A 25,494-nucleotide genomic window follows, 5' to 3' on the forward strand; every position below is an offset into this window, starting at 1 on the left:
GGCAGGAAAGCAATTCGGCACGGAATATTGAATCCTTTCAGTTACCAAACCGTTATCCGCCAGTTTCCCCAGTGGGGCGAGGTAACGAAAAAGGAAAGATTTTTCTGGAGTAGGTTCTATCTCTCTGTTCCACAACGTCTTGCTTATCAAAGAACGCTTTAACAACGGGTAATTTTGCCCATAAAATTAAAGCGTATGAAAATAGAAAAATTCAAGGTGTTGCTCTACCTGAAAAAGAGCAGACCCGACAAGTCGGGCAAAGCTCCTATCATGGGACGCATTACCGTCAATCGTTCGATGGTGCAGTTCAGTTGCAAACTCTCCTGTACTCCTGACTTATGGAATCCTCGTGAGAGTCGATTGAACGGTAAAAGCAATGAAGCCGTAGAGGTCAATGCCAAATTGGACAAGCTGTTGCTTTCCATTCATGCAGCATTCGACACCTTGGTGGAACGCAAGATGAATTTTGATGCAGAAGAGATCAAGAACCTGTTTCAGGGAAGCCTCGAAACGCAGATGACCCTGTTGGGGATGGCGGACATCGTCTGTGAGGAATTGAGAAAGCGTATCGGGATAGACCGTGCAAAGGGAACTTATCCTGCCTATATCTATACCCGGAGAACCTTGGCAGAGTTCATCGAAAAGGAGTTTCACTCCAAAGACGTCGCTTTCGGTCAGATGACGGAGCAGTTCATCCACGATTACCAGAGTTTCATCTTGGACGAGAAAGGACTTGCCATAGATACCTGCCGGCACTATCTGGCTATCGTCAAGAAAGTATGCCGAAAAGCCTACAAGGAGGGACATGCCAACAGGTGCTTCTTCGCCCACTTCAGCCTTCCCCAATCAAAGGAAAAAACGCCGAAAGCCCTAAGCCGGGAATCCTTCGAGAAAATCCGTGACTTGGTAATCCCCGAACATCGTGCCTCCCATATCTTGGCAAGAGACCTGTTTCTCTTTGCCTGCTATACGGGAACAGCCTACGCCGATGCCGTTTCCGTTACGCGTGACAATCTGTTCACGGATGACAATGGCGGGCTGTGGCTTAAATACCGCCGCAAGAAAAACGAGCTTCGTGCCTGTGTCAAGCTGCTGCCCAAAGCCCTTACCTTGATAGAGAAGTACCGGGACGACAACCGTCCTACACTCTTCCCGATGCTGCACTATCCCAACATGCGCCGCCTCATGAAATGTCTGGCTGTCCTTGCCGACATCAGGGAAGACCTGACCTACCATGCTGGCAGGCACTCGTTTGCATCGCTGATTACCTTGGAAGCCGGCGTCCCTATTGAAACAATCTGCAAGATGCTGGGACACTCCAACCTGCAAACTACGCAGATCTATGCGAAGGTTACGCCCAAGAAGCTTTTCGAGGATATGGACAAATATATCGAGGCGACAAAAGACCTCAAACTCGTATTATAAACACACAGACATATAGAAAACAGAATGAAAATCAAAGAACAATGAAATAACCATGCGCAGCACATTCTCTTTATTGTTATACATCAATCGAAGCAAAGTCCGTGCGGACGGTACGACCGCCGTACTTTGCCGAATTTCCATCGATGGGAAAAGTACAGTTATAACCACGGGTATCTCCTGTAATTCCAAACAGTGGAATGCCCAAAAGGCGGAGACCACTGACGTGCGGACGAACAACCGCCTGAAAGAGTTCCGCAAGCATGCGGAACGGCTCTATGATGAAATGCTCAAAGAGCAGGGTGTGGTCGGTGCCGAATTGCTGAAAAACAGGATAGCAGGTCAGGCGGTCATTCCTACCCATCTGCTCAAAATGGGAGAAAGGGAACGGGAACACCTTGCCGTCCATTCCAAGGAAATCGACTCCACTTCGACCTACAGAAGTTCTCGGTATTACCAGAGCTATATCCGTGAGTTCTTGGACTCGAAAGGTAAGACGGATATTGCCTTTTCGGACATCACCGAGGAATTCGGACGGGAATATAAGGTCTACCTGAAGCGGTACAAGAACTTCGGAGCATCGCAGATCAACCATTGCCTTTGTTGGCTGAACAGACTGATGTATCTTGCCGTAGACCATGAGATTATCCGTGCCAATCCTCTGGAAGAGTTGGAGTATGAGAAGAAACCACCCTCCAAGCGGATGCATATCAGCAGGGCGGAACTGAAACAACTGCTGGAACTGAAACTGCCCGTCAATGACCCTTTGAAGGAATTGGCTCGACGGACTTTTATCTTCTCCTGTTTTACGGGACTCGCCTATGTCGATACCCAACTGCTGTATCCGCACCATATCGGGCAGACTACCGACAATAGAAGATACATTCGCATCAACCGCAAGAAGACGAAAGTAGAGTCCTTCATTCCCCTGCATCCGATAGCCGAGCAGATACTTGATTTGTACAATACGACCGATGATACGCAGCCGGTCTTTCCTCTGCCGAGCAGAGACTCTATGTGGTTCGAGATACACGAACTGGGTGTTATCATCGGGCGAAAGGAGAACCTATCCTACCATCAAGCCCGACACAGCTTCGGCTCGTTTTTGATTTCCGAGGGGATTTGTACGGAGAGTATCGCCAAGATGATGGGACATGCCTCCATCACCAGTACGCAGACCTATGCGAAGATTTCCGAGAAGAAGATTGCAGAGGATATGGATAGGTTAATCGAAAGAAGAAAAAACAATGAATATTGAAATATACTATGAAAGGAGAAATCATAACCATTGGAGAGAACGGAAAAGTACATATCCCGACAACTCCCGTTTGGATGTCGGCTTGCGAAATAGCCACCTTGTTCGGTGTATTCTCCGGCAAGGTAAGCAGCCACATCAAGTCTATCCTCAAAGAGGGCTTGCTCAGAGAAGATGAGGTGATGCAAACGCTATCGTTCAAGGGCGGTGCAGTGGATTTATACAACATTGAAATGATAACGATGCTGTCGTTTCGCTTTGCTTCCCTACAAGCCAAGAGTTTCCGTAAATGGATAATCAGAAGACTGACCGAGAAGAAGAAAACAAGTCCACCACTATTTGTGTATTATAAGAAAGAAAGATGGTACAACTGAATTTGAAAATAGGCTGGTAGTAGTTTTTAATAACTTTTCCTAAGCCTGTCTTCTTCTTTCTTTTATCACTTACATTTAAAACACCAACAGCGGGTGTAAGAACAAAAGTAAACCAAAGAAACAGAGATTGTTAGAATTCTGAATTGACTGCGTACTTGTGGCTTCGATATGGATAGAAGTGGCGTTTCGGAAAGAAAGAAAAGCGAATGGGATATGCTGTTTTATGCATATCCCATTCGCTTGAAAAAGGAGAACCGTTTTTCACACCCATTTGTCGTGTATGGCGATTTGCACCAGTTCCGCTGCATTCTTGGTGCCGAGTTTGAAAATGAGGTTCTTGCGGTAGGTCTTGATGGTCTCGACACTGAGAAACATCCGGTCGGCAATCTGCTGATTGGTGCAGCCGTCCACGATGTGGCGCAGCAGCTCCTGCTCGCGAGCGGTGAGCCACACGGAATGATTGATGCGCTTCTTCATCATGCGGTCGATGTCGCGGCTGAAATAGGTGTCGCCCGTCATGACGGTCTCGATGCCTTTCACCACTTCTTCCGAGAGGGCGTTCTTCTGGATGTAGCCTGATGCTCCGGCGGCGACGGCGCGACTCACCATCGTGTATTCATCGTAGGAGGTGAGCATCAGAATCTTCATGTCGGGATATGCCTCGTGCATCTCCTTGCAGAAATCGATACCGCTGCCGTCGGGCATGGAAATGTCCAGAAGTAGCACGTCGGGACGTCTGAACAGGAGCGTTTTGCGGCAGGAGTCGAATGTATGCGATGTGTCGATGACTTTGGCTATGCCCGACCCCTCGATGGCTGTCTGCAACCCCTCGACCAGCATGCGGTGGTCGTCCGCGATGTGTATCCGTATCATGATGCGAGTTCTATTTCGATGGTTACTTCCGTGCCTGCGCCGGGCGAGGAATAGACGCTGATTTTGCCGTTGTAGGCTGAGATGCGGTTGCGTATGTTGGTAAAGCCTGCCCCATAGGTTACCGTATCGGGGTCGAAACCCCTGCCGTCGTCCTGCACGGAAAGCGACACGAGGCGTGCATCGACGGTCAGTTGCACATTGATACGTGAAGCTTCGGCATGTTTCATTGCATTGTTGACAAGTTCGTAGGCGCAACGGTAGATGAGTACTTCGAGGCGGTTGTCGAGGTGCGTATCCTCTCCGAAGAACCTGAAGTCTGCTATCGGAATGGAGCGGCAAAAATCCTCCAATGCAGCCTTGAGACTGCAATGTGAGAGCGATTCGGGCATCAGGTTGTGCGCCACGCGGCGAAGTTCTACCGCCAGTTCGTCGAGCATCACACGAGCTTTGGCAAGTCGTTCGGTATCCGCTTCCGTCAGTGTGGAGAAATTCCGGATGCCATGCAGGTGTAACTTGATGACCGAGAGCATGCTGCCCAATCCGTCGTGCAGGTCGCGTGCCAAGCGGGTACGCTCGGCCGTCTCGCCGTCCAAGAGGGCGAGTGTGGCGACAAGCTGTTTTTCCTGTTCCAGTTGCTTCACCTTCCGTTCGGCAAGTTCACGCTTCCCGCGGTTGAGGCGATGGCGGTAGAAAAGCAACCCGAAGACAAGCAGGAAGATGAGCGCGCCCGACACTCCCATTACTATATAGAAGTCCCTTTCCTTCTCGAGAGAGGCTATTTGCTGCTGTTTCTTTTCGGTTTCATACACGACCTCCATTTGTGAGAGTGCCTCGTGGTAGTTCCTGTCCGTTCGCTCGTTCATCATGCGGTCATACAAGCCGAAGAAACGGGCAGTCTCGTCCCGTCTGCCGAGCATTGCTGAGGCGAAGGCGATGTTAAACGCCGAAACGGGTGCCGTATTGATCGACACCGAGTCGATGCTCCACGCTTTCAGTGCGGCAGTACGACATTCGTCGTAACGACCCTGCGCACGGTAGATGTCGGCATAGATGTTCCATGTGAGCGTATGGATATACGGGTCGCCCAACCACTGGGCAGCATACTTGCATTCGGCCGCACACGCGAGGGCTTCCTGATACTTTCCTTTCATCAGATAGGCCTTGACAAGGGCTTCGCAGAGGTCTGCATAATTGACCGGTGCAGACCGTTCTTTCGGCTTCACTTTCAGCATGCATTCCAGCGCCTTGTCCGCATCGCCCAATGCCAGATACACATAGCCCAGTTCGCGGTACGACTGCCCGATGCCGGTCGGTTCACCGTATTGCTCCGCCAGTACACGTTCCCGTTCTAAATAGTGCAATGCCCGCTTGGGATTGCCCATACGGCGGTAGCACTCGCCGATATTGCCATGGGCAATGATGTAGTCGCGGCTGCTCTCGTCGCCGTCGAAATATTTCAATATGTTAATATAACTCTCCACGGCGAGGATGAATTGCCCTTGGCGTGCGTAGAAGTTGCCCGCCGCCTGCCATGCTTTCTGCACGAGTTTTTTGTTACCGGAGGATTCTGCTGCGGCGACTTGCAGGTCGAGATATACCTTGGCGGTGTCGTAGGAGCAACGGTAGGTGTAGGTCGAGCCGATGTAGTTGTAGAAACGGAATATCAGTGCCTTGTCATCGCACCGCAGGGCCGCCTCCAAGCCCATCGTGCCGTATTTGAAGGTGTTGGGCATGTCGTGGGCACAGTACGACTCGGTGATGTCGGCATATAGTTTCGCCCGTTCGAGGTCGGTCATCCGTTTCGTCTGCACGATGTGCAGCAGCGAGTCGGCATAGCGGTTCTTCTCTTCCGCAAAAGCAGAGAGAGCGACGAGCGCGAGCAGGAGGATGGCGGCTGTTCTCTTCATCTTGCAGGGAATTTGATGTTTAATGTTTTGCAAAATTATGTTCCTCGTCCGAAACGCAATACCCCACTTGTGGGAGTTTTTGCGTTACAATTGCCGTTTTCCTTATAACAGTTCCGCCAATTTCCACGCCTGCACATGGCGGATGCCCTCACGCAGCGGGAGCGTCAGGTCGTCGAGCGAAACGACGACTTTCTCAAAATTGTCGGCTATGGCTTCGAGCGCAGAATATTCCCGCTCCACCGTCGCCTCGTCGGCAAGCAGGTAGGCGCATTGCAGATAGACGATCCTGTCGGCTTTACGGGCGACGAAATCAACCTCCTTCCCTTTCGCCACGCCCGTATAGACATCGTATCCCGCACGGCGCAACTCCAAGTAAACAAGGGTTTCGAGCAGGTAGCCGAAACCGTAGCCATAGCCCGGATAGAGATAGTTCCGGTAGGCGAGATCGTTGACATAGTATTTCGCATTGCCCGCGATGGTGTCCTTACCCCGTATGTCGTAGCGGTCGCAGCGATGTACCAGAAATGTGTCCTCGATGTAGCCGATGTAGTTCGACACGGCATCGTAGCTCGTCTTGCGTCCCTGACTCTTGAAATAGTTTACGATGCCGCTCACCGATACAAGGTTCGAGGCGTTGTTCACCAGGAACACGAAAATGTCTTCGAGCAGCTTCGGGTCGCGGATGCTGCGGCGTTGGATGATGTCGCGCAGCAGCACCGTATCCTTGACGGCAGCGACGTAGTTGCGTTTCAGTTCGGGGTGCGGCAGGGCGAAGAGTTCGGGTAGTCCGCCGCCGTTCATGTATTCCGTGTAGCATGCCTTGTCCGCCACCTTGCCACTGATGCCGGCGTATTCCGAAAAGCTGAAAGGGAGTATTTCGAAACAGACATAGCGACCCGAGAGCAGCGTGGCGAGTTCGCCCGAGAGCAGGCGGGAGTTGGAACCGCTGACGAACACCTCGTACTCCTCGGCATAGTCCTGCGAACAGGAATTTACGGTTTTCTCCCATCCCTCGATCATCTGCACCTCGTCGATGAAGACATAGACTTTCCCTTCCGGTTTCAGCTCCGACTTATAGAGCCTGAGCAACTCTTCGAGGTCTTGATGGGTGACAAGGAAGTCGAAGTCCGACAACTCGCGGTTGATGATGAGCGTGTTTTCCGCCTTCACGCCGTCCTCCACGAGTCGCCGCGCCACTTGGCGCAGCAGGTAGCTCTTGCCTGCACGCCGCTGTCCCACGAGCACTTTGATGAGGCGGTTGCCCGTGTAAGCCGCAATTTTGTCCGTATATCCGCTTCGCTCGTATCCGAAGTCAAACGGGGCGGAATCCCACAGGTTGTATTTCCTGAGCGTTTGCAATTTTTCGTCCATAACCGATTATTTTATTCCGGAAAATTTCTTCCTCTCTTCCTGCTGAAGGTAGAACAACTGCTTCTGGGTTTCTATTTCCGCACGGAGTTCCTCCTCTGAGGGCAGATAAAGTTTGTACTTGGAGGCAAACAACTGTTCGTTCCCATGAAGGATGGAATACCGTGCGATGTCTTCGTCAGTGTCGGCACAGAGTATAATCCCCATCGTGGGGTTATCTCCCTCGTTTCTTTTCAGTTCGTCATACATCCTGACATACATATCCATCTGTCCGATGTCCTGATGACTTACTTTTGTCGTTTTTAAATCGAACAGGCAGAAGCATTTAAGGATATAGTTATAAAACACAAGGTCTATGTAGTAGTCATCTTTCCCGGTATGGATGTGCTGCTGTCTGGCGACAAAGGCAAACCCCTTGCCGAGTTCCATCAGAAACTTCTGGAGGTTATTGATAATAGCCGTTTCAAGTTCTGTCTCGGTAAAGTCGGGCAGGGAAGCAAGTCCGAGAAACTCCGCCACAACCGGATTCTTGACAAACTCCAGTTTATCGGTCTTCTGTAGCGGAGCGGTGATTTGCAGCATCTCTTTCTCGACCAACTCCTTGTGTTGCGATTGTAGGAGGCGGTGATAATACTGCGAGGAGATATTTCTCTGGAGCGTCCGCACGCTCCAAGTCTCCCGGATGGCTTCATTCATGTACCATTCCCTTGCAACGGGGTCGGTCACTTGAAGCAGCGTCCTGTAATGCGACCAATGGAGGGAATTTTCCACATGCGTGTGGAAAATGTCAGGAAAGGCACGGTAGAAGTCCATGAAACTGTATAGATTGGTTTTGGTAAAACCGTTGCCGTACTCGGCGGTAAGCTGCTTTGCTAGCTTCTTGATGATTTCCGCACCATACTTAGCCCTATCCTCTCCTTTCAATGACTCTTCGGATATTCTTTTCCCCAGAAGCCAGTTCCTTTGGACAAGAGTGAGGTTGATCGCAGAGTATGCGACGGTTCTTGCCTCATCGATGATCTGTCTGGCATCCGAAAGCAAGTCGATGCTTTTGCTGTAATGAAGAATATGCTTATTGTCTATCATAATGGCAATCTTTCGTCCACAACCAATTATTTTGTTACAAAGATACTGTTTTTCGTCCGTAACCGAGAAACTTTTCTCCGATTTCCCGCTTTCAGGTGCATTTTTTGTCTTCCGACGGTAAAAACTCCCACAAGTGGGGTATTGACGCTTGTGAAGAGGCTGTAATTTTGCAACAGTATATTGAATTACATAACACATATTAAAATACAAGACGATGAAAAAGATTCTGTTTATCGCCCTGATGGGCATCGTTGCAATGGGGCTTGCTTCCTGCGGAGACAAGGAAGAGGTGAAAACGTACTTTACCGTAACGTTCGACGCCGACGGCGGAACACCCGTGCCGGAGGCACAGCGGGTAGAAGAAGGAAAGACGGCTGTCGCTCCGTCTCCCGCACCGGTGAAAACCGGATTTGTGTTCGTAGCGTGGACAACCGACGGCACAAATGCCTACAATTTCCAGACACCCGTAACGCGCGACCTCACCCTGCGTGCCAAGTGGCAGGCGGAAGCCGTTGCCGAATACTGGCAGGTGGCGTGGGATCTGAACGGTGGCGCATGGCCCGCCGAGGGCGACAACCACGCTACGCAGGTGCTCAAGGGCGGCACGTTGGCAGAACCCGCTCCGCCGACAAAGGCGAACCATACTTTTGAGGGATGGTACAAGGAAGCAGCTCTTACCAATAAGGTAGATTTCCCCTACGACGTAAGCGACGTAACGGCGAACTTTACGCTGTATGCGAAGTGGAAAGAGAAAGGCTCCCAGCCCCAGACGGGCACAAAAGCCATTGCATCGGGTTATCACGGTTATTTCATCCTGAATCAGGATGGGACGCTGTTCGCTTTGGGACACAACAGCACCGGACAACTCGGCACCGGCAACACGAACGATGTGTGGTCGCCGACACAAGTCGCCTCAGGTGTATCTGCCGTATTTGCAGGCATCTATACTTCGGTCATTCTCAAGACGGACGGAAGCCTCTTAGGCAGCGGCAGTAATTTAGACGGCGCACTCGGTCTCAGAGACAAGAAAAACTATCACGCCTTCACGCCCATACCTATGAACGATGTCCGTTCGGTAGCTACGAGCAATTCATTTACGCTTATCCTGAAAAACAACGGTTCGGTATGGGCGACGGGCTGGAATGCTTACGGACAACTCGGCGTGGGTGATATGACTGCCAGAGACCAATTTACCGCCACGAACCTGACGGCCGATGTCTCCGCCATTGCCGCCGGCGGAAGCCATTCCCTTGCCTTGAAGAAAGACGGCACCGTATGGGGCGCCGGTTACGGTTACGTGGGTGCGCTCGGAGCTGATGCCCCGAGCGCAGAAAATCCTTCATTCGTACAAATCTTCTCGGGAGCGAAAGCCATCGCCGCAGGAGCCGAACACAGCCTTATCCTGAAAACCGACGGAACGGTGTATGCTTCCGGCGGCAGTGGCTACGGACAGACGGGAACCGGCAGTACAGGTCAAGTCAAGGCTTTCACGCAGGCGGTCGAGAATTCCGGGACACCTCTCCGTGATGTGGCGGAGATTTTCGCTGGATACTCCCGAAGTTTCGCCCTTAAAACCGACGGAACACTCTGGGCGGCGGGCGACAACAGTTACAGGCAGCTCGTGGCAGGCAGCGACGATAATTGTCCGAAGTTCATCAAAATCGCCTCGGGTGTGAAATCCGTAAGTGTCGGTCGCACGCACAGCCTTATCCTGAAAACCGACGGAACGGTGCAGACATTGGGATACGTCAATCCGTTCGACCAGTTGGGCGGAAACGGCACCATCGAGGTAAAAGTCAACGACACGCACGCATACGACTACATCACCTATCTGCGCCTGTACGACCGCAGCAAGACAGCCGAACTTCACTACTACGAAGAAAAAATCATCACCGGAGGCCCTGCCTACACGATAAAGGTAAAGCCCGGAACGTATAATCTGGAACTGAAACCCCAAAATGCAACAGTCTCTACAACCCATAACCTTACGGTACCGGACAACGGAAAGGTAACTGTGCTGTACGAATGGGTGTCACCCACGGTGGGGTATCGCTGGACTATTACCTCTTCAAAATAACATCGGCAAACGCAGCGTCACCGCTGCCCAACCACCCTTTCAAAACCCACGAGGGTTTCGGCTAAAACCCTCGACCATTTTCGGGAAAACCCTCGCGGGTTTGGGAAGGAAGGCAGAAAGAGGGCGGTTTTTCGAGAAATCAGACGGAGTGTTCAATAACATTACAAATTATAAAAATCAAGCATTATGGCAAACAGACCATTGGCCTACACGCTCAGCGAGCGTAAGGCAACCGTCGGCGCACTGGCCGGCAAGACCGTGATTCAGGCGAATCCCACGGGGCGCAAACGTATCGACCACCGAGCATTCTGCGAAGAGGTGGCCAGGGCGACAACCTTCACGGGTGCGGAAGTGGAAGCGGTGATGCGACTCGCAGCCGAAATCGCCAAGAAGCATGTAGAGAACGGCGACATTGTGGACTTCGGCGACATCGGCACACTACGCCCCTCTTTCCAGAGCAAACTTGTAGAAAAAGGCAAGGAAGAGTTCAACGCCAACGTGCACATTACCAAACCGGTGGTGAAACTCTCACCCTCGAAACGGTATTTCACACTCTCGGGGGTGACTTACGAACGTGTGGAGGCTCCGGCGAAGAAAACAGTTGTGCCTACACCGATGCCTTCGCCCGGCGGAGGAGAAGTACCCAACCCTCTCGGATGAGCAAAAACACCGGAAGCCGCAGGGTAATGAACTGTGATGCAGTGAGCTGCCCTGCGGCTTCTTTTATAAAAGACTATTCAATCAGCCTCCGGCAGTGGAGGCATAAATAGAGGAAAACATGAAAAGAAGAATTTTTAATTGTATGGCAGCGGCATTCTTTGCCCTGTCGGTGATGCTGACCTCCTGCGACGGAAACGGCATGAAAGGCTCCAAGTTCGTCAATGGCGATGTCAAACACGATCCGATGAATTTTAGTACCACCGAAACCGTCGGTGTTGTCTATTTCGCGGACGACAGACATGTGGAACTGTTCTTTCCCTACGCCATTGACTCAGATAAAACAGAGAGTACAATCCGTGTCAGCAGCGAGCTTCGGATTCCCGGCGAGTATGAGAAGAAGGGGAACACGATAACCGTGTACTTCACCCTTGACAACAAGCAGAAGGAACCCGCCCTGCTGATGTTTGAGGTCAAGGACGACGGCAAGGCTCTCGTGGGCAAGAATGGCGGTGTTTTTGTCAAGACCGACAATAAATTGTAATAATCGCTTCCGTTACAGCGGGGGCATAAAACAGAAAAAGTATGTTGTTCTTTTGGTGGAAAAAGTACGAGGGCGCGTGGTGGGCGTCACAAATATCATTTGTAGGCACATTATTCATAACGGTTACAGCAATAATGCTAGGAGCTTTAGTAAAGCTTCACTTTTCCTCTGTGCCTGAATGGGTCATCATTGTTATAGTGGCGGTAATTTTCAGCATATTGAAATATCTGTTGAATAGGCTAACAGACAGAATAGCGAACCGAACTATTGAAAAGGAAGCGAATGAACAAAAACGCTGGGCTACTACTGCCAATGTTACTTTGCAGACACCCTCCTCATTGACAATAATTCGCGACTCAAGTCCTGTAGCGGCGCTTGTACCTACAATTATATATCTTAATAACACAGAGGTTGCATCAATAAAAAACGGAGAGTCCGTAACCATACCTCTAAAGATGAAAAACAACCTGTTACAGACAAATTCAGTCGTTGGACTTAACGGCCGATTGGAAAGATATGAATTTGCCGTACAGAACGGTGCACATGTCACAATTCATGTGAAGGGCGGTATTTTTGATAAAAAGAATGTAGTGTGGAATTAGAGAAATGTAGTATTAACACGCCCCCGGATAGTGGGGCATAAAATAGAAGGAAGAAATTATGAAATGGTTTATTAAAGCGTTTCGGCAGTATGCCGATTTCAGCGGCCGGGCAAGCCGGCAAGAGTTTTGGATGTTCGTACTGTTCAACCTGCTGTTCGCAATGGCATGGGCGTTTGTCGCCGGACTGCTGACGGGGCTGTTTGGCGGTTCTTTCGATCACGACAGCGACAGGCTGATATTCATGTACAAACTGATAGCGATTTATTATGCCGTGACGACGGTTCCCGCCATGGCGGTCGGGGTGCGGCGGCTGCACGACACGGGGCGCAGCGGCTGGTGGATGCTCATCGGTCTCGTTCCTATTGCGGGCGGCATCTGGCTCATCGTATTGATGTGCCTGGACGGCAGCGCGGGCGACAATCGCTACGGCAGCCCTCCCGACGGGACAACGGGGAATGTCCCGAAATATGATTTGCGACAAAAGGCACTGATGTGGCTGACGGCATTCGCCGTTTTCAGCATCTATATGTGTTTGCTGAACCTTGTCGATGTATTCAGTAACCGGTGGTACACCGGTACCGATCAACTCAACATGCTGTTGACTCTTTTGGGTAATTTTTTAGTCTCCGTCTCTTTCATCATCATGGGAATCGCCTTCCTGCAAAAGAGGGACTACTCCCGCACGGTGGGCGGATGGATAATTGCCGCGTATGTTCTCCTGCTCATCTTGGAAATCCGGTGGACTACAGTAATAACCGATTTCCATATTAATATGAGATTTGTATTGAATATTATGCTATTCCTTGCTTTTATCCTTTACGGCGGATTGCTGCTGGCAAGAAAAGGGCGTTTGCCGCTGGCAAACTATGTGCTGATGGCGGCAAGCGGTTGCAGCGTTATCCTGGCACCCGTTTTCCTGGTACCTTTGAGAATGATGGAAGCCCACAGCTATCTCGATTATCTTATAAGCCAACTCTCCCTTATCGTGCTGCTGTCGCTGTTGGTGTATGCCGTTGCCAATCTAGCTGCAGCGGAAAAGGAAATCGAACACAAAGAAAAAACGCAAGAATAAAAACGGTTATGAAAAGAATATTTATACTGACCGCCCTCTTCGCCGCCGTCATCGGTTCGGCGGTGGGGCAAACGGAAATCCGCACGGCGGAGGAGCTGGTTGCTATCGGTACGGACAGGGAAACTCTGAGCGGTTCGTACATATTGATGAACGACCTAACGCTCGACGACTGGGTGCCTATCGGACGGATGGACAAGGATGGAGAGACGGCTTTCGACGGAACGCTCGACGGTAATGGCCACACGATAACCATCAACGGCTTTTCCACCGATACGGACAACACGGCATGCGTCGGGTTGTTCGGGCTGATAGGTGAAAAAGGTGTGGTGAAGAGTCTGCGCATAACGGGCAAATTAACTTATACAGACAAGCTCGACATTCTGTATATCGGAGCCTTCGCCGGTGTGAACATGGGCCTTATCACTTGTTGCGTCTCATCTGTCGATTTGACCTGCGAATACATCAAGAGCGGCGCGAAAACGAAAACAAAACACCTGTTTGTCTATGAGAAAGGGCAGTTTGGAGGATGTGTCGCAGGCATCAACTACGGCAACATTTCGCACTGCTATTCCGATGGCACCATCCGTGTAACACAGGGACGGGCAGCAGGCATTGCCGCTGGAAACGGGAAAGGTGTCAAGGGAAGTTTCGGCATCAGCGTGGGCAGTAAAGGTATGAGTATGAGTGCCGCTCCGGGCAATCTGCCGTTAGTCACGAAGCGCATCTCCTATTGTTATTCTACGGCTTCGATTTTCGGTAAAACCGACGAAGAGGGTCGCGGATTGATAAAGGTTGTGGGGGCAGCCAACGGACTTGTCTCAATTCTGCGTTCAGAATCGTCGGTAGTGTACCACTGCGTAGCCCTTAACAAGGAACTGGAAGCCAGGGGTGACGGCAAAGCGTTTGCGCAGGCATCACCTTTTCCGCAAGCTATATTGGGCATCACGGGAGTGGAAGCTCCCATCTTCCAATTTTACTACTGTGAGGAGATACCCATTCGTCGCTATGTAAACGACAAATTACTGGAAACAAAGAAACTGTCGCCCAAACGCGCCGTTTCCCTGTCTGCCACGCAGGAAGAATCGTGGTGGCGGTTGCCTGACGGAGCCGACAAGAACATGAAACAAAAGATGATTGGCTACCCGTTCGGCACAGACGACACGGCACCCTGGCAATGGGATGCGCAGCGCAAACGCCCTGTGCTGTATTGGGAAACGACAGAGAAAAAGAATGAATAATCCACTTCCGGAAAGGGAGCATAAAGAAAAATGGATATGAAAAAGAAAAACAAGATTCTATCGGTGACATTCGCAAGGCAGATTGCGCTGATGACAGTGTGCATGATTGGAGTTGCCGGAACGATGCAGGCGCAACAGCAGGAAAAGGTAGAGGGGAAAAATCGTACGCAATGGGGCGTAAAAGCTGCCCTGAACATCGCTTCGCTCGATTTCGATGCCTCCAACGGTAAGTCGGAAAGTACCAAATCGGTGTTAGGCGGTGCTGCGGGTCTGACGTTTGCCTATGCCTTTAATCCCAATTGGCGTATCCATTCGGGACTTGAAATGTCTTTGAAAGGATTCTCTGCCGACGAGATAGGCGGCAGTCGTGAACTGACGGTACATGCCGCCTATGTGCAGGTTCCCGTGATGTGTGGCTATGTGATTAACTTCGGCAAATGGAACTTCGAACCTCGTCTCGGTGCTTTTTTTGCCTACGGCATGGCGGGCAGTTACAGTGTGTCGGGGACGGACAGCAAGCAGACTTTCAGCGACAAACTGCTCAATCCATTCGATGCAGGCTTGGCGTTCGGCTTATATGCCGACAACGGAAAAATAGTCTTTGGCATAGGTGGAGAGTTTGGATTGACGGAAGCCAACGGAAAGAATTTCAGTGTGTCAGGCGGCACTATCCACACGCGTAATACATTCTTAAGTGTGGGCTACCTGTTCTGAACACCAAAATTGAACATGGAGAGCGCATGGAAACCGTGGCTAAACGAATTCCGTGCGCTCTCATTTTGTATATGTCAAACTTCAATCGAATAAAAATGAAAAGACTTGTTGAAACCCATTCGTTCGGGAAATTGTTCCCGGACAATTTGACTGTAGCAGAATTGCGTACTGTAACGGACGGCTTCATCGATGAAATCATCAACCTTTGTGAAGTGGAAGAGTCGTTTCCCTCGCTGTTTCGTACACTTCATTACACACGCTTCCGCCTGCAATCTCTCGACGAAGCATCGTCCTCCGCAAACGGAATGGGGAAAAAATATATCGGAGCTACTCTTTGTCATTGACACGGAACTGGAATTGTTGAAGATGCGGATACGGGGAAACCTGCCGACCATACCCGACAAACCTGCCAAGCAGTTTTGCTGGATAGGCAAAGCGACCGACTTAGTTGAACTCCTTTATGCCCTTGACACCTGCGATTGTATCAACGATGGCGAAATCGGAGTGGAGGAATTGGCAGACGCCTTTTCTGAAATCTTTGGTATAGAAATCAAGAACTGCTACAACGTCTATATGAACATGAAACGTCGCAAGGATGACAGTCGCACCTATTTTCTTGATGAACTTCGAGAGAAACTTAACAAGCGTATGGTGGAAAGCGACCAGAAAGGCGGCAAGTTCAAGAAGCGGTAATTGCATTCAAATAATCAATCAGGCTTCCCCAAACGAGAGGGAAGCCTGTTTTTTTATCCATAAAGAACAATACGATGTAAAATGGCTACTGTCGATGTTGCCATTTCTCTTGAAATTCACGAGTCAGTTGCACGATTTCACCTCCGATTATTGCTAATTCAAGTGTCAGTTTCTCCAACTTTGCGAGCATGGCAAAGGCTTTCTTCTCTGTAAAGTTGCTCTTCATTGCAACTACTGTCTGGTTGTAATTGACTCCCACACTGCGGAATTGTCCATACAAAGTCGTCAGCTTTTGATAATAATCAAGCAACGAACGATCCACTTTTATCACCCGAAAAGTCTCATTAAAGATTCTTGCCTTGATGAATAGTGACAGACTTGGTACACCGCTTTCCTCTTTCATCGTGAGGAAATGAGCGTATTCCGTCGGTGTGAAATTGACCGAAACACGCTTTTCTGTCTTCTCTTTGGAGCGTGCGCTCCGAATGTTCTTCACTTTCATTTCTTACTTTGGATTTTAGTGTTTTACGGCATAACCAGCATTCGAAATATGACATTTTCTCTTTCAAGAAAAACGACTTCGGAGTTTTTTTCAGCCCTCTCGGGGAGCAAGGGTTTTATGCTGCAAAAACGGAGTCGTGCTGCATAAAACATACCTTGCTATTTGCCCGATGCAAATAAGTCCGTCCATGAAGGACGAAAACAAATCACTCCATTATGTCTCGAAAGCTTAGGTTTACCGCTTGGGTGCAAAATTACTAAGCGTCATGTCTAACTCCATTACCTCATATGAAGCCACAACTATCCAAATTGACGCCACAAGTACGCACTAAAGGAAATCACACTGATTACAGCATCACCGAGCCATATATTTGCACTGTCGAATATGTCGGTGAGGGTGTGCGTCTTCGATAACATCACGTTTCGATGAGCGATATGAGCGAGGGGGAATAGCAAAGAACATATCCTTGATTCTTTCACTCGAACGTGGGAATGTGCGAAAGCAGATACAATCGAACGATTGTATTGATGGACACCAATGAACATCTCCACAGAAAGGGTATGAACAAAAGGATGTAGCCCTGCTGGTACAAGTCGACTGTTGGGCATATCTTCGATAGCGGACGTATTCATCTTCATCGGTAAATATACCGACAACGAAATGAACAGTGAATTGTACGACAATAAAAATTAAGGAAGTATGACAGAGAACAAAAACGGCAAGGTAGATCCCGTTGCCATCCGAGAACTTATTTCACAGGGTATTCCCATGAAAAGAAAAGAGAGTGAGATAAAACATTCTCAATCTGAAGAGCTGTGTGTTGAATCGGAACGTCCAAATGACGAACCTATGTCAAAGGATTTTTCAAGAGTCCCAAGAAGAGAAAGGCGAAAACCCGACAAAGGCGATTATGAGTCGCTTTTCATCTGTCGCAATACTTTGAAAAATCGCAAGACCATCTATATTGCCAAAGAGTTACAGGATACATTGGCGGAGATAGTCATGTCTATGAGGAATAGGGATATGACCATCGGCATCTATGTGGAAAACATCATCCTCCACCATCTTGAGACCTACAAGGATGAAATCAACAGGTTGGCGGAGATAAAATTCAAGAAGCTGTTGTGAGGCATTTAGCAATGGCTTTTTGTTACTTTTGAGCCGTATCAACTCACTGTCAAAAGTAACGAAGTGTTTTTCATTGGGGAGGGCTTTGTCCATCCGAAGCATAAAAAAGAAAAGGAGCGGTCGGCAAATCTTCCGACCGCTTTACTTCATCTGTTCTTCTTGAATGATTATTTTTGATTTTATGCGGATTCCAGAGGAGAGGGAGATTGAGTTTCAATTTTTCTTTTTCTCTGTCCTCTCGTTTCCGACATTTTTTTTGCGTATTTCCGTCGGGTCGGTCGTTTTCGTTTCAAGGCGATAAAAAGGTAGGGCTTAGGACAAACAAGGTTTTACGGCGAGAATACTACCTGCAATGAAATGGAAGTGTGGAGATTGTCGTCTAAACGGCTTACCGCCTCGACCTTTTTGTCCGTAGAAGCCCGGAACTACCTTTGCCGAAGAGAACGAAGACCGATCCCGAAGCGAATACATAGAGTAGAATGTGAAGTGGAACACGGCAGAGGACAGAGCGAAAAAATGAAAGGCAGTCTTCACAAGTAAGACTGCCACAACAATGAACAATAAGATGAAAAATATAATCAGTTGTCTGAATAGAGAGCCGTCAGAAAAGAAAAACGGAGAAAGTTTCGTCTTTCTCCGTAGATAGTATTACCTTTGCAATGGGTTATCCGAGTTATGCAAAGCGTTGTATATCATTGCAGAAGATAGGTCGCTAAATCATCACCTACTGCACTTCATAACTCATTCGGCTGTTTATAACCCATTACGCAGATTTATTATGAGATAGATTACCCCCTTTTCTGATATATATTCGCCCAAAGTATAATGAAATCACGAATAGCTATACCACAGTTGGCAAAAGTAAGAGCCATACTTCAGAAAGAAATCGGATCAGTTTGTCCTTTTTGTCAAAATGACGATGTTGGGCATTTTGAGATTCATCATATAGATGAAAATCCTACAAACAACGAAATAGGGAATTTACTTTTGCTTTGTCCTACTTGTCATTCAAAAATCACCAAAGGCGATATTACAAGTATTGATGTGTACAAAAAGAAACTTTTGCTTTTAACCACTCCGACATCAAACAAAAGTAATTCTGAGAAAATTGTAAACTTTAACAATAATGTAGAAAATGCCATTGTCGGGGACAATAATAATATTTCAATAAAACAGACGAAGAAAACGGTAAAACAAAAATATCCAGAAGGCTGTATAGGTTTTGATACGATAAAAGCAAACTATATCGGACATCTAATTAAACGATATAATGAATATAAAGAGTATGAGGTGGGAAAAGAAAATATGAACTATGCAGCATTTTCTTCTCATCTAAAAAAACGATATAAAATAGGTCCAACAAGGACTCTCTATAATTTACCAATTGAGAAATTTGAGGAATTAACAATATATATTCAAACTCGAATAGACAAAACAACACTTGCTAAAATGAAAGGGCGAGGACATAAAAACTACTCAACATTCTCAGAATATGCAGATGAATAGATTAGTAAATGAGTTGCATTTGATATGATTTTTGTATATGTGTGGTAATGTGTAAGCTTGGAGCTTTGTATTTTATACCATATGGTAGAGGCTAATGTCAAGCGTTAAAGCATTGTGTCCATTGCAAAGACAGGCTACTTAATTATTACCTATCGAAATTCATTATTCATATTCTTTTGTGTAATTTTAAACCTATTGTAAATTCATAATGAAACAACACTATATCCCAAGATGCTATCTGAAGAGATTTTCTGATAACGACAAGAGTCTTTTTACATACGATAAGCTGCAATCAAAGGTATATCCAGCCAGTATGATGTCTGTCTGTTGTGAAGATGATATGTACTCTATTTCAGATTCATATGTCGAAAAGAATAACAAGAAATCCGGGAATAATCTCAATAGATTGTCGATAGAGCATGACCATTTTGCCAATTTAATAGAGCCAAACCTCTCTCAGCTTTTACAATCCATAGATGTCATAAAGGACGAATGGATTTCGGGTAAGGAACAATACCGTTTACAGTTTGAAGAGAAAAGAGAACTAGCATTGCATCTTGTTACTCAATTTTTTCGACATCCTCTATTAAAAGATTCAACAGTTGACGACTATCTCAGGATGGAGAGAGCAGGAATTGACATGGTGAAATATTTTCTAGCCAAAGAAAAAGGAGATGAATCTATTAATAATCTGGAAATAGACATAGAATGTGAAGCACCAGTTCTCCATGCACAGTTAACCTATTTAGATGATGAGACTCTTATGGATTTTGCTAATGCGATAGCAAATAATATATGGATGTTTCTCGTAAGTGAAAATGATGATTTCTATACAAGTGATTTTCCAATTATTGTTGAGCCTCATGTGAAAAATGCACGTCCTATGTATATGGGACTTGCTCAATATGGAGGAGAGTTGACATTCCCATTATCACCGACTCTAATGATAGTAGTTTTTGACAGAGGGTATTTTAAAGAAAAGGAGAAGTATGACTGCACATTCTCAATTGCAACTGATAAAGAAATCAGGCGCCAAAACATATTAAGATACTTCTATGCTAAACGACATGTTTTTAGTGCTAAGAAGGACTTTAAACTTATTGATATGATATATAAATTAGAAGGTCATCATATTTTCGTCAACTCTAATTTCAAGTCTAAAATTGTAAGTGGCCTAGGGAAGTATTGATACTTTATGGCAAATACTCATATGGTTAGAAAAAGAAAACACACAAAGAAGAAAAGACAGTCCCCTAAGGCTAAGAAGAAAAAGACAGTAGTTAGACAATGTGCTAATACTTCAAATCCATTTGAATTACAAATGCATGCTATGGGCAAGTATCTACTTAAAGTCTCTAAAGATAAAGATGGTATTAAAACTGCTCTAAGAGAGCATATTGAGATAGTTGAGGGTTATTTTAGAAAATACGATTCAGTTCAGCTACTTGGAAGCATTGGATTATATCTGTTAGAACACCTACCAAACATTGAAAAGCACTTTATAGCTCAGATGAATGGCACAGATATGCGTCTGGATGAAAATGCAGAAGTGATAGCAGAATATGCTATGAATTTTGGACTTGCATTACCCAATGATGGGAAAGACACCCCCACAGATGATGTCATAAAGGATTTGAGAGAAAAACTGAAGACTTTGTTTGTAGCTTATATGCATCTTGATATGCCATTAGGTGACGAGCCTATCCAATTTATTGATTGGATGATTCATATGGATACCATCGCTGTTCGTGGCGATGGTTATCAAGTTCATGTGTATGAAGTATTTAAAGAAATGTTCTTCCCACATACGCCCTTTTACCAACAGCAATTCGGCTATAGTGTTGACCAACTATTTGATTTCTTTATGGATCTGGAAAATAGGGTTATATGCAAGATATGTAGCCAAGATACTATCTATGGTGCAACAAAGATGCATGATCGGTGGGTGAAATGGGAAGAAAAGGCTTTTGGCCCTATTGGTAATGAAGCTAGATTAGAGAATAAAGATTTCTCAAAAGGTATATTTGGTGCGTTCTTTGAAGCAAACCCAGATGTGCCGCATACGGAAGATGGCATGCAATTCCTTATGTATCAACCAGATGATTATAGAGGATCTGATATGATATTTTGGGTCTATCCTCAAAGCGAGGTGGAGACAAGAATCCTAGATTCTCTTTCTATGAAATTTGGTGATAATTCTGCTTTTCTTGTAGAAAGCGAATTTAAAGGCAGTATTATGAATGGTCATAGTATTTTTGAGAAGCCGTTCGTTAAAGATGGTGATAAATATTATTGCTTTACTCCTATGATTCCACATAGAAATCTGTTCTTGATTGCAGAAAAGCTTATGATGCGCAATGGAGTCTATTACCAGAAGAATTTCCAGCAGAACACGTCTCCGATTAGCCGAGATGTTTATATTGAGAGTAAAGTAAAGTCTGTCATGAAGTCATTTCTGCCAGATGTTACGTTTTATCCTTCTGTACATTATAAAATAGTGGAGGAAGGGGTAAAAAAGAATCCAGAACTGGATATTCTTGGTGTTTCTGATAAGGCAGTCTATATTATTGAAGTTAAAGCCCATGAACTTTCTTATAAAGACAGAGTTAGGTTAGATGGAGCCAAGGGTAAGTTCAAGGCATCTGTTGCTGAGGCATGTAAACAATGCTGTAGAGCTGCTGATTTTATTTATAATTCTACAAAACCTGAATTTGGCACACAAGAAGGAACAGTTATTATTGATAAGAAGAAGCCAATATATAAGATAGCTGTAACCTTCCAACATTTTTCTTCATTGTTTGGACAGATGGATAAGCTTGTGACTGCTGGTTTGATGGAGGAGCATTTCCGTGATACATGGGCTGTGTCATTGTTTGATTTGATGGTCGTTGCTGATTTTGTTGAATCAGAGGATGAGTTTTTATCCTATCTTGATATGCGAAAAATAATTAATACGAATCATAGTACATTTCATGACGAACTTGATTTGTTGGGGCAGTTCTTGAATGAAAATCTTGCTGACAAGGTAACTTCCGACAAGCCTATGAAGATTATTGGTGGTTCTGGTGATATTGATGAGGAATATGCTAAAGATTTCTATATTCCTATGGACTTTGGCTTTGGAGAGTAATAAGTGAAGCTTTTGCATAACACATATTTATAAGTAAATGGGATTTAAGAAGAGGCTTGCTAAAACAGAAAATACACCTTCTGAGGCTGTACTTTACCATGAGAACAGACTGTGCTAAAACAAAAAGCCATACAAAAGACGACTCTGTGAAAATAACTTAGAGGAAATTCTTTTTTCTCACGATATACTCTTATCTTTGCAGCAGACAAAGTGGTTCTTTGAAATGGCAAAATGAGGTAAAGTGTAGAAGTTCACTGGTTTCCTTATCGTTACCATCCCTTATTGGCAATCAAACTAATCTATTGGTTAGTTGATATTTACGAAATTTTCTATGTTTTAAGCAATGAAAGCTGAGGTGTTTCTGAATACCAGCTTTTTCTATCCATGCTCTTAATGGACGAGAAATCCAAGAAGGATTTGGTAGTCCCTCAAAAACGAGTTGCTCTGATTGTCTCGGTTCTCCGCAAAGTTTAAACGCCTGTTCCGAGATAGGCATATACTCTACCCCTTTTGTCTTTTTCTGAGTAAAAAGAAGTTTGGCTTGGTTACCTTCTATGGCAATTTCGTTCCATTTTAGCTTTTGAATGTCGCAATGTCTTAATCCTGTCAGAGCTGAGAATAGTGCAGCTCGTTTAAGGACATCACGTTCACATGGAGTATTAGCTAACTTATTCAGTTCATCAAGGGTCAAGTATTCCCTACGGGATTCTTGTTCCTGTATGCCTTTGATTTTTGCAGATAAATCAATAGTTAAATATCCATCAATGAATGCCTGTTTGAGTGCTGCCTTAAAAATAGAAAAATATGTGGAAGCTGTGTTTCGTGATATTGTACCTTTCTTACTTCCACCACAAGGGGCGGACAACAAGAAAAACTTGAAATCTTCAGCTAATCGGTTGTCTATTTGTGAAAAGAGTAGCGTGTCTCCAGCAAACATTTTCAATAAAACATGCACTCTTTCCCAGTTTGTTTGAATTGAAACAGAACTATTACGGTGTCGCTTGTCTGCCACCTTATCAAAGTACTTGATAAAGTTTTGTTGCAACCGTTCTTTCTGCTCTGCTTGTGCAATTTCTGTGTCACTGTACAAACTTGCATTATCATATTCACGCTGCCTAAGTTTTCTAACACTGTCAGCATAAATGCAGGCTTCTTGGTCTATTTCGCTTTTGCACAGGATAATTCCATTCAAATCTCGTTTAGGCTTGAATGTTTGGGTCGCTTCAGTTGTACGGGCCGTTCTACTTTTATCCCAGATAGGCGTAGTGATCGTTCTGTTTAGATACTCACGCACTCTCTGTGGAGAATCTTTGCCAACTACCCTCACAGGATAGCTTTCTATATACAGGTACCATTCTTTTCGATAGGCACTCTTTCGTAATCGTACTGTTGCCTTTGTATTATCAAGTTCCTTTCTCATTGTATGTCGTGGATTAGTGTTTATACAAATTGTCTATCTCTGATTTTGGGGCATAGACGTAATTACCAATCTGCCTTGTTGGAATAGAATATTTGCGAATATGCAGATATACAGTACTATCATGGATACCAAACTTCTTGGCTATTTCTCCAATCGTATAACAATTTTCAGGCTCAAGCCGATAAGTCTTTACTTCCGATTGTTTTTCTTTTCTTCTTTCATCGTAAGGACGTAGATTAAAACGTTCTTGTAAATCAGCTTTGCAAATACGTATCATCCTTAGTCCGAGGTTATAATAACGGACTTGTTTATTCCCGATTAAGCGATAAAGGGAATCTCGTCCAATATCAAATAATACAGTTGCATCAGCTATTGAGAGATAAGGCTGGTTCTTCGGAACTCTCGCAGCCTTTTCTCTTTTCAATGCATCTAACAGCTCTTCCTTTTTTCTTTGTTTGTATGCAGCTTGAGAACAGTTCTTAGAGCAATATATAGAGGTAAGCGTCTTTGCAATAAAAGATTTACCGCAAATTTCGCATTTCCGCTCTATTTGAAATTTTGCACTCGCCATACTATTTGTATCTATTTGATTATCAATCTGTCTTTTAAATTAAGTCGCACTTTATCTCCCATTAAGTCGCGGCACAAATATGGTACAAATATAAGCATAAAAACGATTAAAAACGATAAGATTTAATCATTATTAAGAAATAAAAATCCCAGCAACTTATTATGTTACTGGGATTTACTTATTCTTGATTAGCGTTTGTTAGCACTTTTACTTCACTTCCTCAAAGTTAGGGCGAGAGAGGCGTCTTTCGGTTTCACAAAATACCTCGATGATGTCACAAATTGCGTAAAAAAGTCCGTTTATCATCGAAATATGATATAACTTTGGCGATATGAACGAGAACAACGAACCGGATTTCGTATTTTCCACGAACTTCCGGCAAATCAACGACAAACGGTTTCACCGATGGTGCCTGCACCTGATTTGTCTCGAGGGCGAGGGCAGCTTCGTCTTCAACGACCGCTGCTGGCACCTCCGCCGCAACGATGCGGCGATCCTGATTCTGCCCGACAAGGTCTGCAACCCGGCACCTCATCCCGACTTGCGGGTGGAGTTTTTCGCAGCGCCGTTCAAATTCCTGAACGCCCAGCTGCCTGCCAACCACTTCGGCATCGGCGGCGGGATAATGCTGTACAACAATCCGGTGTTCCCCCTCTGCGAAGCGGACGCCCGGCGGTTCACGGAAGATATCCGCCGGCTCCGCGACCGTTCGGGCGAGACTTCGCACCTGTTCTATCGCGAGCTGATGGGAAGCCTGTGCCGCACGATAATGTACGACCTCTTCGACTTCCATGCCAAGCATTACGGCACGCTGGAATCGACCGACCGCCGCAGCTTTATCGTAAAGGAACTGATGCAGCTGTTGCAAACCGGCATCAGTCGCACCGAGCGCAAAGTCGGCTACTACGCCAGGCGGCTCCACGTCACGCCCAAATATCTCTCCGACACCGTGCGCCGCACGACGGGCAGCAGCGTCACCGCCTTCATCGACCGCTACACCGTCCCGATCCTCAAAGAGCTGCTCGAAGACGACCGTCTCTCGCTCACGCAAATCGCCGACGCGATGGAGTTCGCCTCCCCGTCGTATTTCAGTCGTTACGTCGCCAAACACTTAGGCGTGTCGCCCAGCCAATATCGGTTGAGCTTGCAGCCGGAGAAACGGGCCCGACGAAAAAGCGAGGAGAGAGGGCGCTGAGGGAATATTCTTCGACCGACGTCCGGCTACCTCGGCGACGAAGTTTCCGCTCCTGGGGCTCCGGCAGCTGTCTCCGTCGGCTCGCGAGCCGACGGAGACAGCTGCACCTCTTTCGTTTCATGCCTATAAAAAATTTGTTAACGTGCCTACGTTAACAAAT

22 protein-coding genes and 1 pseudogene are annotated in these 25,494 nt (G+C 46.5%); 16 read left to right on the top strand and 7 right to left on the bottom strand.

The features are described from left to right. The first annotated feature begins 195 nt into the window (after positions 1 to 195). Genes BN102_RS09955 through BN102_RS09965 form a run of 3 tightly spaced genes read left to right on the top strand, consistent with a single transcriptional unit; the run spans position 196 to position 3,051 of the window. On the top strand, positions 196 to 1,425 hold the full coding sequence (locus BN102_RS09955; RefSeq protein WP_019209001.1) for a site-specific integrase: 1,230 nt from the start codon (positions 196 to 198) through the stop codon (positions 1,423 to 1,425). Positions 1,426 to 1,477: 52 nt separating this feature from the next. After that, positions 1,478 to 2,680 carry a site-specific integrase gene (locus BN102_RS09960; protein ID WP_036787966.1) on the top strand — a complete coding sequence of 401 codons (1,203 nt, stop codon included), beginning with the start codon at positions 1,478 to 1,480 and terminating at the stop codon, positions 2,678 to 2,680. Between the two features lie 8 nt (positions 2,681 to 2,688). Next, positions 2,689 to 3,051: a virulence RhuM family protein gene (locus BN102_RS09965; RefSeq protein ID WP_019209003.1), complete on the top strand. Its 363-nt coding sequence runs from the start codon at positions 2,689 to 2,691 to the stop codon at positions 3,049 to 3,051. 261 nt (positions 3,052 to 3,312) lie between these two features. Here the strand turns inward: BN102_RS09965 and BN102_RS09970 are convergent, their stop codons facing one another. The 4 genes from BN102_RS09970 to BN102_RS09985 all read right to left on the bottom strand — a co-directional run bounded on the left by BN102_RS09970 (position 3,313) and on the right by BN102_RS09985 (position 8,285). Further along, a complete protein-coding gene (locus tag BN102_RS09970) occupies positions 3,313 to 3,924 on the bottom strand; it encodes a response regulator (protein WP_019209004.1) in 612 nt (203 codons plus the stop codon). Beyond that, complete coding sequence (locus tag BN102_RS10600; protein ID WP_019209005.1) at positions 3,921 to 5,831, bottom strand: tetratricopeptide repeat-containing sensor histidine kinase; 1,911 nt, start codon at positions 5,829 to 5,831, stop codon at positions 3,921 to 3,923. The genes BN102_RS09970 and BN102_RS10600 overlap by 4 nt, the downstream gene beginning before the upstream one ends. A 102-nt stretch (positions 5,832 to 5,933) precedes the next feature. After that, positions 5,934 to 7,202: an ATP-binding protein gene (locus tag BN102_RS09980; protein WP_019209006.1), complete on the bottom strand. Its 1,269-nt coding sequence runs from the start codon at positions 7,200 to 7,202 to the stop codon at positions 5,934 to 5,936. A gap of 6 nt (positions 7,203 to 7,208) precedes the next feature. Further along, entirely contained in the window at positions 7,209 to 8,285 is a 1,077-nt protein-coding gene (locus BN102_RS09985) for a PDDEXK nuclease domain-containing protein (protein ID WP_036788007.1), read from the bottom strand. A 214-nt stretch (positions 8,286 to 8,499) separates the two neighbouring features. On the opposite strand from BN102_RS09985, the gene BN102_RS09990 reads away from it, so the two are divergent. The 8 genes from BN102_RS09990 to BN102_RS11195 all read left to right on the top strand — a co-directional run bounded on the left by BN102_RS09990 (position 8,500) and on the right by BN102_RS11195 (position 15,882). Then, the gene (locus BN102_RS09990; protein WP_019209008.1) at positions 8,500 to 10,362 is read left to right on the top strand and encodes an RCC1 domain-containing protein; all 1,863 of its coding nucleotides are present in this window, start codon (positions 8,500 to 8,502) and stop codon (positions 10,360 to 10,362) included. A 186-nt stretch (positions 10,363 to 10,548) separates the two neighbouring features. Then, a complete protein-coding gene (locus BN102_RS09995; RefSeq protein WP_019209009.1) occupies positions 10,549 to 11,022 on the top strand; it encodes an HU family DNA-binding protein in 474 nt (157 codons plus the stop codon). Positions 11,023 to 11,140: 118 nt separating this feature from the next. After that, positions 11,141 to 11,563, top strand: coding sequence for a hypothetical protein (locus tag BN102_RS10000; protein WP_014223741.1), 423 nt, complete (start codon positions 11,141 to 11,143; stop codon positions 11,561 to 11,563). Between the two features lie 41 nt (positions 11,564 to 11,604). Continuing rightward, a complete protein-coding gene (locus BN102_RS10005; RefSeq protein ID WP_019209011.1) occupies positions 11,605 to 12,165 on the top strand; it encodes a hypothetical protein in 561 nt (186 codons plus the stop codon). 58 nt (positions 12,166 to 12,223) lie between these two features. After that, positions 12,224 to 13,237: a DUF805 domain-containing protein gene (locus tag BN102_RS10010; protein ID WP_019209012.1), complete on the top strand. Its 1,014-nt coding sequence runs from the start codon at positions 12,224 to 12,226 to the stop codon at positions 13,235 to 13,237. An 8-nt stretch (positions 13,238 to 13,245) separates the two neighbouring features. Continuing rightward, the gene (locus BN102_RS10015; RefSeq protein ID WP_019209013.1) at positions 13,246 to 14,475 is read left to right on the top strand and encodes a hypothetical protein; all 1,230 of its coding nucleotides are present in this window, start codon (positions 13,246 to 13,248) and stop codon (positions 14,473 to 14,475) included. Positions 14,476 to 14,511: 36 nt separating this feature from the next. After that, positions 14,512 to 15,189 carry a porin family protein gene (locus BN102_RS10605; protein WP_198006561.1) on the top strand — a complete coding sequence of 226 codons (678 nt, stop codon included), beginning with the start codon at positions 14,512 to 14,514 and terminating at the stop codon, positions 15,187 to 15,189. A 366-nt stretch (positions 15,190 to 15,555) separates the two neighbouring features. Continuing rightward, positions 15,556 to 15,882: an RteC domain-containing protein gene (locus tag BN102_RS11195; protein ID WP_019209016.1), complete on the top strand. Its 327-nt coding sequence runs from the start codon at positions 15,556 to 15,558 to the stop codon at positions 15,880 to 15,882. A gap of 85 nt (positions 15,883 to 15,967) precedes the next feature. Here BN102_RS11195 and mobA read toward each other — a convergent pair whose 3' ends face one another. Next, positions 15,968 to 16,384 carry a conjugal transfer protein MobA gene (gene mobA / locus BN102_RS10035; RefSeq protein ID WP_019209017.1) on the bottom strand — a complete coding sequence of 139 codons (417 nt, stop codon included), beginning with the start codon at positions 16,382 to 16,384 and terminating at the stop codon, positions 15,968 to 15,970. A 699-nt stretch (positions 16,385 to 17,083) separates the two neighbouring features. On the opposite strand from mobA, the gene BN102_RS10045 reads away from it, so the two are divergent. From BN102_RS10045 to BN102_RS10060, 4 genes are all read left to right on the top strand, one after another. Continuing rightward, positions 17,084 to 17,512, top strand: coding sequence for a DUF3408 domain-containing protein (locus BN102_RS10045; protein WP_019209019.1), 429 nt, complete (start codon positions 17,084 to 17,086; stop codon positions 17,510 to 17,512). A gap of 825 nt (positions 17,513 to 18,337) precedes the next feature. Beyond that, positions 18,338 to 19,018, top strand: a complete 681-nt coding sequence (locus BN102_RS10050; RefSeq protein ID WP_019209020.1) for an HNH endonuclease signature motif containing protein — start codon at positions 18,338 to 18,340, stop codon at positions 19,016 to 19,018. Positions 19,019 to 19,226: 208 nt separating this feature from the next. Next, complete coding sequence (locus tag BN102_RS10055; protein WP_019209021.1) at positions 19,227 to 20,207, top strand: DUF4238 domain-containing protein; 981 nt, start codon at positions 19,227 to 19,229, stop codon at positions 20,205 to 20,207. Between the two features lie 6 nt (positions 20,208 to 20,213). Further along, on the top strand, positions 20,214 to 22,148 hold the full coding sequence (locus tag BN102_RS10060) for a hypothetical protein (protein ID WP_019209022.1): 1,935 nt from the start codon (positions 20,214 to 20,216) through the stop codon (positions 22,146 to 22,148). A gap of 301 nt (positions 22,149 to 22,449) precedes the next feature. Here the strand turns inward: BN102_RS10060 and BN102_RS10065 are convergent. Then, positions 22,450 to 23,568, bottom strand: a pseudogene (locus BN102_RS10065) (site-specific integrase); the annotation flags it as partial. A gap of 13 nt (positions 23,569 to 23,581) precedes the next feature. Then, the gene (locus BN102_RS10070) at positions 23,582 to 24,139 is read right to left on the bottom strand and encodes a helix-turn-helix domain-containing protein (protein ID WP_019209024.1); all 558 of its coding nucleotides are present in this window, start codon (positions 24,137 to 24,139) and stop codon (positions 23,582 to 23,584) included. A gap of 331 nt (positions 24,140 to 24,470) precedes the next feature. Here BN102_RS10070 and BN102_RS10075 point away from each other — a divergent pair, with 331 nt between their 5' ends. Next, entirely contained in the window at positions 24,471 to 25,334 is an 864-nt protein-coding gene (locus BN102_RS10075) for an AraC family transcriptional regulator (protein WP_019209025.1), read from the top strand. The last annotated feature ends 160 nt before the right edge of the window (positions 25,335 to 25,494 follow it).

Source organism: Phocaeicola abscessus CCUG 55929 (assembly GCF_000312445.1).
In the GTDB taxonomy this organism is placed as follows: domain Bacteria; phylum Bacteroidota; class Bacteroidia; order Bacteroidales; family Bacteroidaceae; genus Phocaeicola; species Phocaeicola abscessus.

Coding starts and splice junctions, on each gene's coding strand:
- BN102_RS09990 (WP_019209008.1), top strand. CDS start 8,500: ATGAAAAAGATTCTGTTTATCGCCCTGATGGGCATCGTTGCAATGGGG.
- BN102_RS10010 (WP_019209012.1), top strand. CDS start 12,224: ATGAAATGGTTTATTAAAGCGTTTCGGCAGTATGCCGATTTCAGCGGC.
- BN102_RS10070 (WP_019209024.1), bottom strand. CDS start 24,139: ATGGCGAGTGCAAAATTTCAAATAGAGCGGAAATGCGAAATTTGCGGT.
- BN102_RS09965 (WP_019209003.1), top strand. CDS start 2,689: ATGAAAGGAGAAATCATAACCATTGGAGAGAACGGAAAAGTACATATC.
- BN102_RS09980 (WP_019209006.1), bottom strand. CDS start 7,202: ATGGACGAAAAATTGCAAACGCTCAGGAAATACAACCTGTGGGATTCC.
- BN102_RS09985 (WP_036788007.1), bottom strand. CDS start 8,285: ATGATAGACAATAAGCATATTCTTCATTACAGCAAAAGCATCGACTTG.
- BN102_RS10015 (WP_019209013.1), top strand. CDS start 13,246: ATGAAAAGAATATTTATACTGACCGCCCTCTTCGCCGCCGTCATCGGT.
- BN102_RS10045 (WP_019209019.1), top strand. CDS start 17,084: ATGACAGAGAACAAAAACGGCAAGGTAGATCCCGTTGCCATCCGAGAA.
- BN102_RS09955 (WP_019209001.1), top strand. CDS start 196: ATGAAAATAGAAAAATTCAAGGTGTTGCTCTACCTGAAAAAGAGCAGA.
- BN102_RS10605 (WP_198006561.1), top strand. CDS start 14,512: ATGAAAAAGAAAAACAAGATTCTATCGGTGACATTCGCAAGGCAGATT.
- BN102_RS10060 (WP_019209022.1), top strand. CDS start 20,214: ATGGCAAATACTCATATGGTTAGAAAAAGAAAACACACAAAGAAGAAA.
- BN102_RS09970 (WP_019209004.1), bottom strand. CDS start 3,924: ATGATACGGATACACATCGCGGACGACCACCGCATGCTGGTCGAGGGG.
- BN102_RS10000 (WP_014223741.1), top strand. CDS start 11,141: ATGAAAAGAAGAATTTTTAATTGTATGGCAGCGGCATTCTTTGCCCTG.
- BN102_RS10600 (WP_019209005.1), bottom strand. CDS start 5,831: ATGAAGAGAACAGCCGCCATCCTCCTGCTCGCGCTCGTCGCTCTCTCT.
- BN102_RS10055 (WP_019209021.1), top strand. CDS start 19,227: ATGAAACAACACTATATCCCAAGATGCTATCTGAAGAGATTTTCTGAT.
- BN102_RS10050 (WP_019209020.1), top strand. CDS start 18,338: ATGAAATCACGAATAGCTATACCACAGTTGGCAAAAGTAAGAGCCATA.
- BN102_RS09995 (WP_019209009.1), top strand. CDS start 10,549: ATGGCAAACAGACCATTGGCCTACACGCTCAGCGAGCGTAAGGCAACC.
- BN102_RS10075 (WP_019209025.1), top strand. CDS start 24,471: ATGAACGAGAACAACGAACCGGATTTCGTATTTTCCACGAACTTCCGG.
- BN102_RS11195 (WP_019209016.1), top strand. CDS start 15,556: ATGCGGATACGGGGAAACCTGCCGACCATACCCGACAAACCTGCCAAG.
- mobA (WP_019209017.1), bottom strand. CDS start 16,384: ATGAAAGTGAAGAACATTCGGAGCGCACGCTCCAAAGAGAAGACAGAA.
- BN102_RS10005 (WP_019209011.1), top strand. CDS start 11,605: ATGTTGTTCTTTTGGTGGAAAAAGTACGAGGGCGCGTGGTGGGCGTCA.
- BN102_RS09960 (WP_036787966.1), top strand. CDS start 1,478: ATGCGCAGCACATTCTCTTTATTGTTATACATCAATCGAAGCAAAGTC.